At 53.5% G+C, this 13,078-nt stretch carries 15 protein-coding genes; 1 reads left to right on the top strand and 14 read right to left on the bottom strand.

Annotated elements, in window-relative coordinates:
• Window positions 1–2: 2 nt before the first annotated feature.
• The 10 genes from panC to GCU45_RS04975 form a co-directional block, all read right to left on the bottom strand.
• Window positions 3–890, bottom strand: coding sequence for a pantoate--beta-alanine ligase (gene panC, locus GCU45_RS04930; RefSeq protein ID WP_152398277.1), 888 nt, complete (start codon window positions 888–890; stop codon window positions 3–5).
• Complete coding sequence (gene panB / locus GCU45_RS04935) at window positions 887–1,759, bottom strand: 3-methyl-2-oxobutanoate hydroxymethyltransferase (RefSeq protein ID WP_152398278.1); 873 nt, start codon at window positions 1,757–1,759, stop codon at window positions 887–889. Before panB ends, panC begins: the two co-directional genes overlap by 4 nt.
• A gap of 273 nt (window positions 1,760–2,032) precedes the next feature.
• Window positions 2,033–3,007, bottom strand: a complete 975-nt coding sequence (locus GCU45_RS04940; RefSeq protein ID WP_152398279.1) for a biotin--[acetyl-CoA-carboxylase] ligase — start codon at window positions 3,005–3,007, stop codon at window positions 2,033–2,035.
• Window positions 2,994–4,259 (bottom strand): CCA tRNA nucleotidyltransferase, encoded by a 1,266-nt coding sequence (locus GCU45_RS04945; protein ID WP_152398280.1) that lies wholly within the window; start codon window positions 4,257–4,259, stop codon window positions 2,994–2,996. The genes GCU45_RS04940 and GCU45_RS04945 overlap by 14 nt, the downstream gene beginning before the upstream one ends.
• A gap of 31 nt (window positions 4,260–4,290) precedes the next feature.
• Window positions 4,291–5,454, bottom strand: a complete 1,164-nt coding sequence (bshA, locus tag GCU45_RS04950) for an N-acetyl-alpha-D-glucosaminyl L-malate synthase BshA (RefSeq protein WP_152398281.1) — start codon at window positions 5,452–5,454, stop codon at window positions 4,291–4,293.
• A gap of 201 nt (window positions 5,455–5,655) precedes the next feature.
• Entirely contained in the window at window positions 5,656–6,369 is a 714-nt protein-coding gene (gene bshB1, locus GCU45_RS04955) for a bacillithiol biosynthesis deacetylase BshB1 (RefSeq protein WP_152398282.1), read from the bottom strand.
• Window positions 6,366–6,788, bottom strand: a complete 423-nt coding sequence (gene mgsA / locus GCU45_RS04960; RefSeq protein ID WP_116229712.1) for a methylglyoxal synthase — start codon at window positions 6,786–6,788, stop codon at window positions 6,366–6,368. The genes bshB1 and mgsA overlap by 4 nt, the downstream gene beginning before the upstream one ends.
• An 18-nt stretch (window positions 6,789–6,806) precedes the next feature.
• Window positions 6,807–7,607 (bottom strand): 4-hydroxy-tetrahydrodipicolinate reductase, encoded by an 801-nt coding sequence (gene dapB, locus GCU45_RS04965; RefSeq protein ID WP_152398283.1) that lies wholly within the window; start codon window positions 7,605–7,607, stop codon window positions 6,807–6,809.
• Between the two features lie 116 nt (window positions 7,608–7,723).
• A complete protein-coding gene (locus tag GCU45_RS04970) occupies window positions 7,724–8,260 on the bottom strand; it encodes a tetratricopeptide repeat protein (RefSeq protein ID WP_152398284.1) in 537 nt (178 codons plus the stop codon).
• 50 nt (window positions 8,261–8,310) lie between these two features.
• Window positions 8,311–8,640 carry a nucleotide pyrophosphohydrolase gene (locus GCU45_RS04975; protein WP_076170120.1) on the bottom strand — a complete coding sequence of 110 codons (330 nt, stop codon included), beginning with the start codon at window positions 8,638–8,640 and terminating at the stop codon, window positions 8,311–8,313.
• A gap of 187 nt (window positions 8,641–8,827) precedes the next feature.
• On the opposite strand from GCU45_RS04975, the gene GCU45_RS04980 reads away from it, so the two are divergent.
• Window positions 8,828–9,697, top strand: coding sequence for a YitT family protein (locus GCU45_RS04980; RefSeq protein ID WP_145947635.1), 870 nt, complete (start codon window positions 8,828–8,830; stop codon window positions 9,695–9,697).
• Window positions 9,698–9,783: 86 nt separating this feature from the next.
• Here GCU45_RS04980 and GCU45_RS04985 read toward each other — a convergent pair whose 3' ends face one another.
• The 4 genes from GCU45_RS04985 to qcrB all read right to left on the bottom strand — a co-directional run bounded on the left by GCU45_RS04985 (window position 9,784) and on the right by qcrB (window position 13,069).
• On the bottom strand, window positions 9,784–10,665 hold the full coding sequence (locus tag GCU45_RS04985; RefSeq protein WP_152398285.1) for a sporulation protein YpjB: 882 nt from the start codon (window positions 10,663–10,665) through the stop codon (window positions 9,784–9,786).
• 61 nt (window positions 10,666–10,726) lie between these two features.
• Entirely contained in the window at window positions 10,727–11,350 is a 624-nt protein-coding gene (locus GCU45_RS04990; protein ID WP_105444696.1) for a DUF1405 domain-containing protein, read from the bottom strand.
• A 152-nt stretch (window positions 11,351–11,502) separates the two neighbouring features.
• Window positions 11,503–12,378, bottom strand: a complete 876-nt coding sequence (locus tag GCU45_RS04995; protein WP_152398286.1) for a menaquinol-cytochrome c reductase cytochrome b/c subunit — start codon at window positions 12,376–12,378, stop codon at window positions 11,503–11,505.
• A gap of 19 nt (window positions 12,379–12,397) precedes the next feature.
• Window positions 12,398–13,069 carry a menaquinol-cytochrome c reductase cytochrome b subunit gene (qcrB, locus tag GCU45_RS05000; protein WP_076170115.1) on the bottom strand — a complete coding sequence of 224 codons (672 nt, stop codon included), beginning with the start codon at window positions 13,067–13,069 and terminating at the stop codon, window positions 12,398–12,400.
• Window positions 13,070–13,078 lie beyond the last annotated feature (9 nt).

Raw genomic sequence — 13,078 nt, forward strand, 5'->3', positions numbered from 1 at the left:
GGTCAATTCGCCTCCTTGGGATTAATTAAACGGTTATCGATCAGGCGCGTCCGACCGAAACGGACGGCTAGGGCCATCAGAACGGCCTCGTCCTTACGGCTGATTTCTTCGTCATCGGGATAAGGCTGAAGCCCTGGGAAAGACACGACCTCGGCGTACTCGATATCGGCCAGCGGAGACTGGCTGATGACGCGCTGCAAGAGGTTTCGAATGTCACCGGCGGTTACCGCCGTCCCCTCACTCACAGCAGCCGCAGACTCGCTCAGAGAGCGTGACAGCACAAGCGCCTGCCGGCGTTCCTCTTCGCTCAGGTACACGTTGCGCGAGCTTAGAGCTAGGCCGTCTTCCTCGCGTACGATCGGGCAGGGAACAATCTCCACGTTCATGTTGAGATCCTGTACCATCTGCTGAAGCACGGCGACCTGCTGCACGTCCTTCATGCCAAAATATCCTTTATCGGGCTGAACGATGTTGAACAGCTTGCTCACCACCGTCGTCACGCCGTCAAAATGTCCCGGACGGGAGGCGCCGCAAAGACGGGTCGTAATGTCCGATACCATGATTTTGGTCTTGGTCGGCTGCGGATACATCGTCTCCACCGACGGAAGGAAGACCAGGTCCGCCCCTTCCGCTTCGGCCAGTGCCAGATCTCTTGCTTCGTCACGCGGATAAGTTTCGTAGTCCTCACCCGGACCGAACTGGATCGGGTTAACGAAGATGCTGACGACGACAATACCATTATCTTCGCGGGCACGGCGGATTAAGCTGGCATGCCCCTCATGCAAATAACCCATCGTTGGAACCAGGCCGACCGTGGCTTCCGGTCCCAAATTTATTTGTAGCGCCCGTATACCGCTGCGCAGTTCTTCGATCGTCCTTACAGCTTTCATGCGCGTCCCACCTTCTCCTTTCCTTTGCCGTACAAGTTCTCGACGACCTGATCGTCTGCCGTAAATACATGGGTCTCATCCGGAAAAGAGCGGCTCTTCACGTCATGAACGTACTGGCTGATCCCGTCGCGAACGATCGTTCCGATGTCACCATAGGTTTTGACAAAACGCTTGTCGCGATACGGGGATGCGTACTTAAACAAATCATGGAATACGAGCACCTGGCCGTCGACATACCGCCCGGCGCCAATCCCGATGGTCGGAATCGACAGCTGCTCGGAAATAAAGCGGGCCACTTCCTCCGTTACCAGTTCAAGCACGACGCCGAATGCCCCTGCTTTTTCTAGAGCCTTCGCATCTTCCAGCAATCTGGCGGCATCCGCCTCGTTTTTACCTTGAATCCGGTAACCCCCGATCTGGTTGACCGACTGCGGCGTTAAGCCGATGTGGCCAAGCACGGGAACGCCGGCTTTGACGATCGTTTCCACCGCGGTGCAGATTTCGCGTCCGCCCTCCATTTTCACGGCATGGGCATGACCGTCCTGCATCAGGCGTTTGACGCTGTCCAGCGTGCTGTCGATGCTTCCGTGGTAGGTCATAAACGGCATATCAGCCACGATAAATGTATGCCCGGCGCCTCTGACAACCGATCTCGTATGGTACACTATGTCGTCGATCGTCACCGGCAGCGTGGAATCATAACCGAGCACCACGTTCCCGAGCGAATCTCCGACCAGGATCATGTCCACGCCGGCTTCCTCCGCCAAGCTCGCCGAAGGATAGTCATAGGCGGTTACCATGGAGAGCGGAATGCCATCCGCCTTCATCTTTTTCATTTTCACGATATTCAGTGGTTGTTTGTTTGCCATTGTGCTTCTTCCCCTTTCGAATGAGTGTGAAAAATAGGATAAAAACAAAAAAACCTTTTAGTGTGTCACTAAAAAGGTCCGAAAGGGCATAAAGGGTCACTTGCGATCGTCCCTTCTGTCTCGGTCCTTCCGGCTCAGAGCAGAATCCAACGTAACGGCAATATTCCATTTGCAGTTATGAGGGTGTTCTTCAAACAAAAACATGCAGAGTGCAGTTCGATCATTCGTCGATACCGCCTCTACATGTCATTATACCAAAAGTTCATAATATTTTCATCGTCTAAGTTCGACATCTCCGGAAAAAACAGGAATTTGCTCGCCCGAATCGATACGAACCCGAAGCGCGCCGCTTGCATCGAGCCCGTCGGCCATTCCTTCGATCGGCCCGCGTGCCGTCTGAATCGACACACGCTTGCCCAACGTTACCGACAGCGCCTCCCACAGCGAGGCGACCGGCTGAAATCCGTCTTTGCGGTACAGCTCGTACAGCATTTCAAACTCTTCCATCACCGTAGCGATGAGCGACATCCGGTCGATCGGCTCACCCGCCTCGATCTTCAGGGAAGTTCCGACCCCGGTCAGCTCTTCCGGATAATCGTCAGGGTCCAGGTTGGCGCTGATTCCGATGCCGGCAATGCAGTAGCGGACATGCTCGTCCTCCGCCGCCGACTCCAGCAAGATGCCGCAAATTTTCCGCCCGTCGACCAGCAGGTCGTTCGGCCATTTCAAGCCGGCCATGACGCCGGTCACCTTGCGGACCGCCCGGCACACCGCCACTCCGGTCAAGAGAGTAAGCTGCGGTGTGTAATGGAGCGGCTGCTCGGGCCGAAGGACCAGGCTCATCCAGATGCCTTTTCCATAAGGCGAAAACCATTTGCGGCCCATCCTCCCCTTGCCGCCGGTCTGTTCTTCGGCAATGACCAGGGTGCCTTCCGGCGCCCCTTCCTCAGCCAGCGCTTTCGCTTCTTCCTGCGTTGATACCGTCGTCCCCAATATTTTCAGCTGCGATCCCATCACTTTAGACTGTATCCGCTGCGCCAGCTCCTGCTGATCCAGCAGGTCCGGCTTGCTGACAATCCGGTAGCCTTTATGAGGAACCGCTTCAAATTCGTACCCTGCCTCACGGAGTTTGTTAATCTGTTTCCAGACCGCGGTTCTGCTGACCGACAGCCGCCGGCTGATCTCCTCGCCCGAAACAAATTCTTCCGCATCCAGCAGTATATCCAAAAGGGTCTCAGCCTTTTTCATCGGTAACCATCACCCGTCTCACTTCTTCTGTCAAATCCAATTTCGTATTGGGCAGCATGCCTGCCGCCGCTTTAAACAGCAATTGCTTCAGCAGTTCTCCCACCCAAGGTCCGCCCCTCTTGCCCGACATCGCGATCAAATCGGAGCCGCCGATCTGGAGCTCGTTCAGGTGGAAAATCTTCATTTCGTCCATCCAATCCAGCCCGTGGGCCAGCAGCTCATCCGCTGCCGTCCCCCTGTTCTCCTGCGGCAGCACTGAGCAGAGCAGGAGCCAGCGCCGGATAGATTCTTTACCGTACTTTAGTACCAGACCTACCCACTGCTCCCTGAAATTGGTCTCGCGGGTCAACCCTTTTACCTCTTCGTCCAAAAACAAAAGGGCTTCCACCTTCTCGCGGGCATCGTTGGAAAACGTATACTGGCGCATCAGATTTCCGGCTTCCTGTCCGGATAAGCCGCAGGCCAGCATAAGCAGGGCCCATCTGACAGCGGTCTCCTTAGAAGGGATGTCGCCGATCTTGGACAGGAAACCGTCCACGGTGGCAGATGTAAACGGTACCCGGGCTTTTTCCAGCAATCGGCTCCTTCCCAGCAGGCTCAGGCCGAGATAAGGATGAGGTCCCTCCATCATTTTATCGAGCTCCGCCCGAATCCGCTCCAGCGCGATATACTGAATTCCTTCTCTTTCCAGGAGAAGGCCTTTCCAGGTGTTAAAGGCAATGCGGTAGCCGAACACCGAGGCAAATCGGATGCATCGCACCATCCGCAGGGCATCCTCCTGAAAGCGGACGCGGGCCTCTCCAACGCAGCGGATAATGCTTTTTCGAATGTCGTTTTCACCATGGTAAGGGTCAACGATCCGTCCCTGCCGGTCACAGGCAATCGCGTTCATCGTGAAATCCCTGCGGCGCAAATCCTCGGATAAATTTCGCACAAAGGCCACTTCCGCCGGCCGGCGGTGATTTTCGTAAGAACCTTCCACCCGATATGTAGTAACCTCAAAGGCGTAGTTTCCAACCAGAACGGTGACCGTTCCGTGCTCAATCCCCGTAGGCACCGTCCGTTCAAAGAGCCGTGTCACTTCATCAGGGCGGGCCGAAGTCGTGATATCCATGTCGTTGACAGGCCGGCCCATCAGTTCATCACGCACGCATCCGCCGACCCAATACGCTTCATGCCCATGAGCTTCGAGGACGGACAGCACCTGCTCGGCGCAGCCCGCCATCCCGGCATCCGCCTGCTTCCATTTCATAACTTTCCATGACCCCCTAAATGACTACCTCTTATCTGCACACCGCATCCAGCTGGGGCACCTCGCGTCCGAGAACGCGATAATAGATCTGTTCATACTTGCGTGTGATCAATGCGTCGGAAAATTCCCGGCATGCCCGGGTCAGACAGGCCTCGCGGAACCGTGCGGCAAGATCGCCGTCCGACAGCAACCGCAGCACCTGATCGGCCATCTGGTCCGTATCTCCGATCGGGGACAGGAACCCAGTCTCGCCGTGAACCACCAGCTCGGGAATTCCTCCGGCGAGCGATCCCACCGTCGGAACGCCGCATGCCATCGCTTCAAGCGCAACGAGGCCGAAGCTTTCTTTTTCCGATGGAAGCAGAAGCACGTCAGCCAACGAGATGACTTGTGCGATCTCGTCCTGCTTGCCCAAAAAGTGAACTTTATGCTCCAATCCGAGCTCCTTGATCTTGCATTGGACCTTCGGCAGCTCCGGACCTTCCCCGACGAACAGCAGCTTGGAAGGCATCTGCTCGTTGACTTTGGCGAAGATGTCCACAACGTCACCGACGCGTTTGACCGGGCGGAAGTTGGAAATATGCATCAAAATTCTCTCGTCCGGTTCGGCATAGTCGCCGCGAAGCGAGGACGTATCGCGCGGATAGTAGATGCGCTTATCCACAAAATTGTACGTCAGATCGATATCGCGGCTGATATCCAGCACTTCACGGGTTTCCCGGATCAAGTCTCCGGATACCGCCGTGACCGCATCGCTTTCGTTGATCGCCAGGCGAATCAGGTCCTTTAACGATTCGTCCTGCGCCAGTACCGTAATATCCGTGCCATGAAGCGTCGTGACCACCTTCAGGTTGCTTCCTACCATCTGCTTGGCCAAGAAGGCGCACACCGCGTGAGGAACCGCGTAATGGACATGCAAAATGTCCAGCTGCTGCATATTTGCCACTTGTGCCATTTTGGTCGCAAGGGATAAATCATAAGGAGGATAGCGGAATACGTAATAATCACTGACTTCGACCTCATGATAAAAAATGTTTTTATGGAATTGCCCTCCCAGCCGGAATGGAATGCTGTGGGCAATAAAGTGTACCTGGTGGCCCTTTTCGGCCAACAGCTTGCCGAGCTCGGTCGCGACTACACCTGAGCCTCCGAGTGACGGATAGCAGGTGATGCCAATTTTAAGTGATTGACCCAAGCTTCGTGTCCCCCCTTCTTTACATGCCTTCTCTATATTATGTACCCAGAGAATATTAAAAACGTCTGGCGACGTTTCATTTTACAGCGGACAACCGCTCAACCGGGTATTTCGATTGCGCGCTCTTTCAGCTTATAAAAAGTCAGAACTGAAATCAAGCCTAAAGATTGGGCGCTTGACTTCAGTCCTGTCTATCGGTCATTATTCGGATCCTGAAATGAACATGTCCACGACGTAAGGCGACTTGATCGCAAAGCCTTCTGCGTAGGGAATGAGCCTGCGCTGGCCGGTCAGCCGGTCGCGGGATCTGACGCGTTCGATATATCCCTGATTCAGCGGGGTAACCACCGTATCTCCTTCAACCGGAGTTATCTCAAACTGCGACCGGTAACACAGGAGCGCCTGTTCCTTCATTTCCTGCTGTGCGGTAATATCCACCATCAAATCGGCTCTGCCCATATCATTAATGAAGTAAAAATACAGCTGCTCCACCTGTACAGGCGGCTTGTCCGGCATGTACCGGCGCAGCTTGGCGTTGAACACCGCTTCTTCAACCAGCTTGCTGCAGGCTACATGATCGGGATGGCGGTCTTCCCAATACGGAGCGAAAACGACCCTCGGCGCATGACGGCGGATTTCCGCAGTGATGGCTTCCACATGTTCCGGCGTGATGAACAGTCCACGGTCCGGCAGTCCAAGGCTGCTCCGCATGGAAAGACCAAGAACGCCAGCCGCGGCTGTCGCTTCCTGCTTCCTGCGCTCGACCGTTCCATTGGAGGACATTTCCGCATAGGTCAAATCGCAAATCCCTACTTTAAGCCCGGCCTGTACATGCTTGATGATCGTGCCGCCCATCCCGATTTCGGCATCGTCCGCATGGGCGCCGAAAATCAGAATATCCAGCCGTTCACTCATATTTCAGCACCCGGCTTATATTTATGTACCAGCTCGCGCCAGGCAAAATCCCCGCGGTCCAGCGCCTTGACCAAAATTTCAGCTGTTGCGATGTTGGTCGCAAGCGGAATCCCCTGGACGTCGCAAAGACGGAGCAGCGCATTGATGTCCGGCTCGTGAGGCTGTGCCATCAGCGGATCCCGGAGGAAAATAATGAGGTCCATCTCATTCTCGGCCACGAGCGCCCCGATCTGCTGGTCACCGCCGAGCGGACCCGACATGAACCGGTGGATTTTCAGGTCGGTGCCCTCCATAATCCGCTGTCCGGTCGTTCCTGTGGAATACAGCTGGTGTCCCTCAAACACATGCTCATAAGCCGTGACAAAGTTGACCATCTCGTCTTTTTTTCGGTCATGTGCGATGAATGCGATTTTTAGCATGTTGTAACCCCTCCTGAACTACTCTATAAAATGGTCAAACCCGTAAACCATACCCTCGTACGTCATAACCTTCTCGACCGCCATTTTGACGCCAGGCATATATCCTGCCCGCTCATAGGAATCGTGGCGAATCTTCAGCGTTTGGCCAAAGCCTCCGAACAATACCTCCTGCTGGGCGAATACGCCAGGAAGGCGGACGCTGTGAATGCGGAAACCGTTATAATATCCCCCGCGAGAGCCTTCAATCGTCTCTTCCTCGTTCGGATTTCCCTGGCGGATCTCCTGGCGGTTCTGGGCAATCATCTCAGCCGTTTTGATGGCGGTGCCGGAAGGCGCGTCGAGCTTCTGATCCCCATGGAATTCCATGATTTCGAGATGTGGGAAATACTTGGCCGCCTGCGCCGCAAATTTCATCATCAGTATGGCCCCGATGGAGAAATTCGGTGCGATCAGCCCGCCGATCCCCTTCTTCTTGCACTGCTTGTCCAACTCTTCGATTTGTTCCGGGGTGAAGCCCGTCGTGCCGATCACGGGACGAACCCCGTGGTTTACGGCCAAGACCGTATTGGGGTATGCGAACTGCGGCGTCGTAAAGTCCACAAGCACGTCCGGCTTACCTTCGACCAGTGCCATCTCCAGATCGGAGGTCAGCTTCACGCCGCATTCCGGCAGCCCGGCCAAAGTGCCCGCGTCCGTCCCCTCTCCGGACCGTCCGACGGCTGCAACCAGCTCCAGATCGGGATCCTCGAGTACCAGTTTGACGACTTCCTTGCCCATTCTGCCTGCTGCTCCTGCGACGGCTACTTTGATGGTTGACATGTTAGCTCCCCACTTTCTCATGATTTATAGAATGAACTAAAGAAAGTCCTTTTCTGACACGGAAAAATGACCCGGGGATCCAGACATTACATGAGATAAACTTTAGTTCATTCTATTTAGGTGGATGAATCGTATAAATACGAGTTTAGCCGGCCTTTTAACTGCTCCAGCATATCCTGCAGGCCGTGGTCATGGGGTTGAAGGGCGATGACTTCCTTGATAGCCGATATGGCAAGCGCGTGCTCGTTCAGCTGGCTGTAGGCAAGCGCAAGCCAAATATACGCCTCCCCGTAGAGCGGGTCGAGCCGCACCGCTTCCTTCAAAATAGATACCGTATCATACAATTGATTGGCAGGTGCTACATCGGGAGAATCGATCGTTTTCTTCGCATCCTGCACGATGCGCATCGCCTGCAAATGCTGAACATACAAACCGTATTCCGGCTTATCGGGTGCGAGCCTGGAGGCTTCTAGCGCACGTTCCATGGCCTTATCCAGCCGGTTGCTTCTTGCATAGGTTACGGAGCATCTATAATGAATTTCTGCATCCTCGGGGTTTTCGGCGATCGCTGCTTCAAACCAATGAAGTGCTTCTTCAAAATCGTTCTGCAAAATACAATGGTAAGCCTTTTGGACAAAAGGTTCGGACTGCATAGCTGCTCCCCCCGTTCAGGCGGTTTTCCTACAGCATATGTTCATTTCGCCTAATCGGTGTCCTTTTTCGTCCAACGGTCCTTATCGCGCGTATTGAATTTGTGCATGACCTTGTCATGCGCTTCCGTCAGGTCGATCCCCAGCGAATTCGCAAAGCACATCGTTATGAACAAAATATCTCCGAGCTCGAGCTCAATGGAATTATCCGCTTCGGAAGGCTTCTTCGGCTTTTCACCGAACCGGTGATTCACCTCGCGGGCCAGCTCACCGACTTCTTCGGACATCCTTGCCAGCATCGATAACGGACTGAAATACCCTTCTTTAAACTGGGAGATGTACCGGTCGACTTCCCGCTGCATCTCTGCCAATGACTTCTCCATGATACCGAACCGTCCCCCTCTTTCGTATGTACAATGCTTCACGTCACGCCGGACGCTAGTTTACTCCATATGTTATCGCAAAGCGGAAATGAAAACAAATATTTTTTAATCGCCGGGGAAAAAGGTATACTATGGAATGGAGCGAAGAAAAACCTTTCTTCCTACTTCTGGTATTGCGGGGGATTTCATGAGTTCATCCAAGTTGTTTATTCAGCTCAAGCTCGTATTGCCCATCATTTTGGGCTCTGCCGTATATGCCTTCGGCCTGCTTTATTTCATTATCCCTAACCAACTGATGGAAGGGGGCGTTACAGGGGTAACGGTCCTCCTGAATTATGCATTTTCCATTCCGCCGTCCCTGTCGACTCTCGTACTGAACATCCCGCTCTTCCTTCTCGGCTGGAAGATCCTTGGCGGCAGGCAGATGATTTATACGGGCGTCGGGATCGCATCGCTGACGTTTTTTCTGTGGTTCATCGAAAAGCTGATTGATGCCGGGTGGATCACGCCGTTTCAAACGGAAAGAGACTACATATTGGCTTCCCTGTATGCAGGCGTCACTCTCGGAGCCGGACTGGGCGTCGTATTCCGCTTCGGCGGGACGACCGGCGGATCCGATATCATTGCACGCATTTGCAACCGGCGATTTGGCTGGAGCATGGGACGGGTCATCCTCGTGATCGATATTATCATTATCGGAGCTTCGCTGTTCTTCATCCCTAGAGAGCGGATCCTGTACACCTTCGTAGCCGTCTTCATCGCCTCCAGGGTGATTGACTTTATCCAGGAAGGTGCCTATGCAGCCAAAGCCTTTACGATTATTAGCGACCACGCCCAAGAAATCGCCGACCAAATCACGGTCGAGATGGAACGGGGCGTTACGCTGATTCCGGCCATTGGCGCGTACTCTAAGCAGGCCAAGCATATGGCCTACTGCGTCGTCGGACGCCAGGAGATCCGCAGGCTCAACGATATTGTGAAATCGGTGGACCCGCGGGCATTCGTCATCATTAGTGATGTGCATGACGTTCACGGCGAAGGTTTTAAGGAAGAATAATCGGAAGCACAAAAAAAGCCCGCCAGCTCTAGAAGTTGGCGGGCTTTTCCAATGGACAGCAAATGCGACCCAGTAACCCATATGAACTACAGCTCTTTGGGCTTCACGCTTTTAAAGCTGTCCCGCTCCCCTTTATATTTCCGGTAACCGGTATAAGTCAGGATCAGGATGATAAACGAGCCGGCCCAGAAGGTCCACGGCCACAGTCCGTTGACTTCGTCAATGGGGGCGAAAGCCGGGTTATCGTCTTTTTTCTTACCGAATAATCCGTTAAACACTTCCTCGCCGGAAGTCACGACATTCTGAATATCGGCAGCTGAGGACGATGATGACTGAACCAAGCCGCCTGCATAAGATACCCAGGCATCCGCTGCTGTGATTTCCTCCGGCTTACGCTGAATGATCACAGCCGGGCGGATGATCTCATAATGGTTCTGCAGGCTCTCGTAAGCCGCTTTCATCCCCCGGGAGTCGGCAGCGGCCGCTCTGGCCTTCATTTCGCTCAGATCCTCACGAAGCACCTTGTAGTACTGCATCCACATCGGCTGCTTGGGGTGACTTAAGCTGTCCGCGGCCAACCGGAATTTGGCCGAAGCGGTCTGCCATTGTTCCTGCTGGATTTGCGCCTGATTCGTCGCTTCCTTCATTTCCACCAAGCTCTCCGACAAGGCATGAAATCCTTCCACACTCGTCAAGCCTTGAAAAGATGAATGTTCAAATATATCGCTGGCCTGCAGAATTTCCTGCCGGACGAGATTGATGTTACCTTCCAGTACATGCTGATATAGCGAGTCGGCCAGCATATCGAGCTGCTCCGCCTGCTTCACCGCCTCAGCATTCCCGCCTGAGCCTCCTGCAGCCGACAGCGTATCGGCGTCCGCCGCCACCCAGGATAGACTGCAGCCGAGTCCAAGCAGCACCATGATGACCGCCAGGCTCCATCTGGCAGCCGTGCCTCTACGTAACATGGGACATCCCTCCTACCGTATATGTATGGCAGAAGGGATGTCCCTAGAACTGAACTTGAAGTCAGCGCCTTGCCTGTCTGATGACAAGCCAAGCCAGCAGCGCGCTGAACAGCGTCAAACCGAATGTAAAATATTGTACGCTCGCGATATCGTCCATCAGCTGAACGGGCAGCCAAGGAAATACCCCGTATGTATAATCCACCGTATCGTTCAGGAACGTCCAGGCCGCAGCCGGAATCAGCATCGTCTCGCCTAACTTGAACAGGCGGACGTACAGCAGCGCTTCAATGGCCATCGCCGAATGGGAGATGACCAGCATCCAGTCCTGCCATACCAGCGGGGATCCCTGTGCATATCCGGCAAATATGATGCTCACCGCCCAAATGCCATATTTCACTGACGTGACGACGGCCAGCGCCTCAATCAGCAGCCGGAATCCGTAGCCGAACTTCGTCTTAGGCGGATACAGCAGCATATAGATTGCGATCGTAAAAAATAAGCTTGCCGTCGGACTGTCCGGAACGAAAATGACCTGCCAGAAGGGGTTGTTCGCCACGGTATATTCCATTTGTTCCGCATACCAATAGTAACCGTATACTGTTCCGAGCAGATTGCACCATAACAGGAGCCATAAAAATCCCCGGTTTCCGAGGAGCGAACGGCTCCAGAAATAAGCGATCGACACGCTTGTCCCTCCTTGTGCTCCCACGATCCCTTTGCCGCTAAAGCTGGGTTATTGAGGTTCGTTCATCGTGTTTTTAGTATGTAATCCGTACTTTCTGATCTCTTAAAAAAACCTGATCGTAAATACGATCAGGTTTTCATAAGTATGGCCGCTTATTGCTCTGCCTTTTGCTTCGAAAGCCATTCTGCCAAATGATCGATGTCTTTGTCGGTCAGGCCTGCAGCGATTGCTGAGTCGTACATGGCAGGCATCTTACCTTCATAGCCCTCTTTGATGATTTTCAGAATGTCTTCTTTGTTATGTTTGTCGCCGACTCCACGGAGAGACGGACCCGCAGCACCTTTCATATCCGCTGCGTGGCAGGTAATGCAGCCTGCTTTTTTATAAGATTCCATTGCCGGATCTTCTTTATCGACGATCGCGATCTCTTTTTGCTGGTTCGCGCTGGTCGTCGGAAGTCCTTTTGCCTTGTTTTCGGCAGCTTTCTCTTCACGCTGGATGTTCTCCGGAATTTGACCGGTTGCAGCCATTTCTTCTTTGTAGTGATGCCATGCGCTGTTTGTTAAATAAACGCAGGCGATCAAAGAGAGAAACATCAGCGAGGAAGCGATCGGTCTGCGGTAAAAACGGCGCTCTTTGCCAGTGTCCAGGAAAGGAGCCAGCAGCAGTGAACCAAACGCTACACCGCTTACACCAATCGTGCCGAGAACGACGTAACTTCCGGATGCGTACGGCAATTTCAGGTATTGGTACAAGAACAAGAAGTACCAGTCAGGCATCGGGATAATGGATGCACTTGGGTTCGCAGGGAACCACAGTGGAGCCGGCTCCGCAATGGTGAGCACCAGAAATCCGACAAGTACAACAACACCGACCATCCATTCTTTCAAAAGAAAGTTAGGGATAAACGCTTCCGATTTGCCTGGATACGACGTGTAGTCCGGCGGTGTAATGAACCCGTTGCCTTTACGGACACGCGAGTCGCCAACATACACCACTTTTTCTTTTGAATTGTTACCGTGTGCCATCGATATTCCTCCCTTCTTATTATAGTGGACCGGAAATGCCCTGTCTGCGGATCATGATAAAATGTCCGACCAGAAGAATGAGCAACACGGCCGGGAGGAAAAAGACGTGAAGTGCGAAGAAACGCGTTAACGTCTCGGCACCTACAATCGTACCGCCCTGCAAGAATTCCTTAATGATCGGCCCGAGCCATGGAACGGAATTCGCAATTTCCAGCGTAACCTTTGTTGCAAAGTAGGCTTTGTTATCCCAAGGAAGGAGATAGCCTGTCAGGCCCAAGCCCAGCATGATAAAGAAAATCAGCATACCCACAACCCAGTTCATTTCGCGAGGCGCCTTATAGGAACCTGTGAAGAACACGCGCATGGTATGTAGGAACATCATAACGATAACCAAGCTCGCCCCCCAGTGGTGCATACCGCGGACGATTTGCCCGAAGGCTACTTTCGTCTGTAGGTACTCAACGCTGGCGTAGGCGTTAATGATGTCCGGAACGTAATACATGGTCAGGAACATCCCCGACAGGATCTGGATGACCGTGATAAAAAACGTCAATCCGCCAAAACAGTATACAAACGCAGAGAAATGATGCGCCGGGTTAACGTGCTCCGGCACTTCATGGTCCGCCACGTCTCTCCAAATCGGCGTGACATCAAGACGTTCATCAATCCAGTTGTAGACATTCTTAAACATCCGATTCTA

Source organism: Paenibacillus cellulositrophicus, assembly GCF_009363095.1.
GTDB lineage: Bacteria > Bacillota > Bacilli > Paenibacillales > Paenibacillaceae > Paenibacillus_AQ > Paenibacillus_AQ favisporus.

Bases quoted from the DNA above. Each gene is read 5' to 3' on its own strand.
- panC (WP_152398277.1), bottom strand. From the start codon at position 890: ATGAAAGCTGTAAGGACGATCGAAGAACTGCGCAGCGGTATACGGGCG.
- GCU45_RS04945 (WP_152398280.1), bottom strand. From the start codon at position 4,259: ATGAAATGGAAGCAGGCGGATGCCGGGATGGCGGGCTGCGCCGAGCAG.
- GCU45_RS04975 (WP_076170120.1), bottom strand. From the start codon at position 8,640: ATGGAGAAGTCATTGGCAGAGATGCAGCGGGAAGTCGACCGGTACATC.
- mgsA (WP_116229712.1), bottom strand. From the start codon at position 6,788: ATGCTAAAAATCGCATTCATCGCACATGACCGAAAAAAAGACGAGATG.
- GCU45_RS04940 (WP_152398279.1), bottom strand. From the start codon at position 3,007: ATGAAAAAGGCTGAGACCCTTTTGGATATACTGCTGGATGCGGAAGAA.
- bshB1 (WP_152398282.1), bottom strand. From the start codon at position 6,369: ATGAGTGAACGGCTGGATATTCTGATTTTCGGCGCCCATGCGGACGAT.
- GCU45_RS04985 (WP_152398285.1), bottom strand. From the start codon at position 10,665: ATGTTACGTAGAGGCACGGCTGCCAGATGGAGCCTGGCGGTCATCATG.
- GCU45_RS04980 (WP_145947635.1), top strand. From the start codon at position 8,828: ATGAGTTCATCCAAGTTGTTTATTCAGCTCAAGCTCGTATTGCCCATC.
- GCU45_RS04970 (WP_152398284.1), bottom strand. From the start codon at position 8,260: ATGCAGTCCGAACCTTTTGTCCAAAAGGCTTACCATTGTATTTTGCAG.
- dapB (WP_152398283.1), bottom strand. From the start codon at position 7,607: ATGTCAACCATCAAAGTAGCCGTCGCAGGAGCAGCAGGCAGAATGGGC.
- panB (WP_152398278.1), bottom strand. From the start codon at position 1,759: ATGGCAAACAAACAACCACTGAATATCGTGAAAATGAAAAAGATGAAG.
- GCU45_RS04995 (WP_152398286.1), bottom strand. From the start codon at position 12,378: ATGGCACACGGTAACAATTCAAAAGAAAAAGTGGTGTATGTTGGCGAC.
- qcrB (WP_076170115.1), bottom strand. From the start codon at position 13,069: ATGTTTAAGAATGTCTACAACTGGATTGATGAACGTCTTGATGTCACG.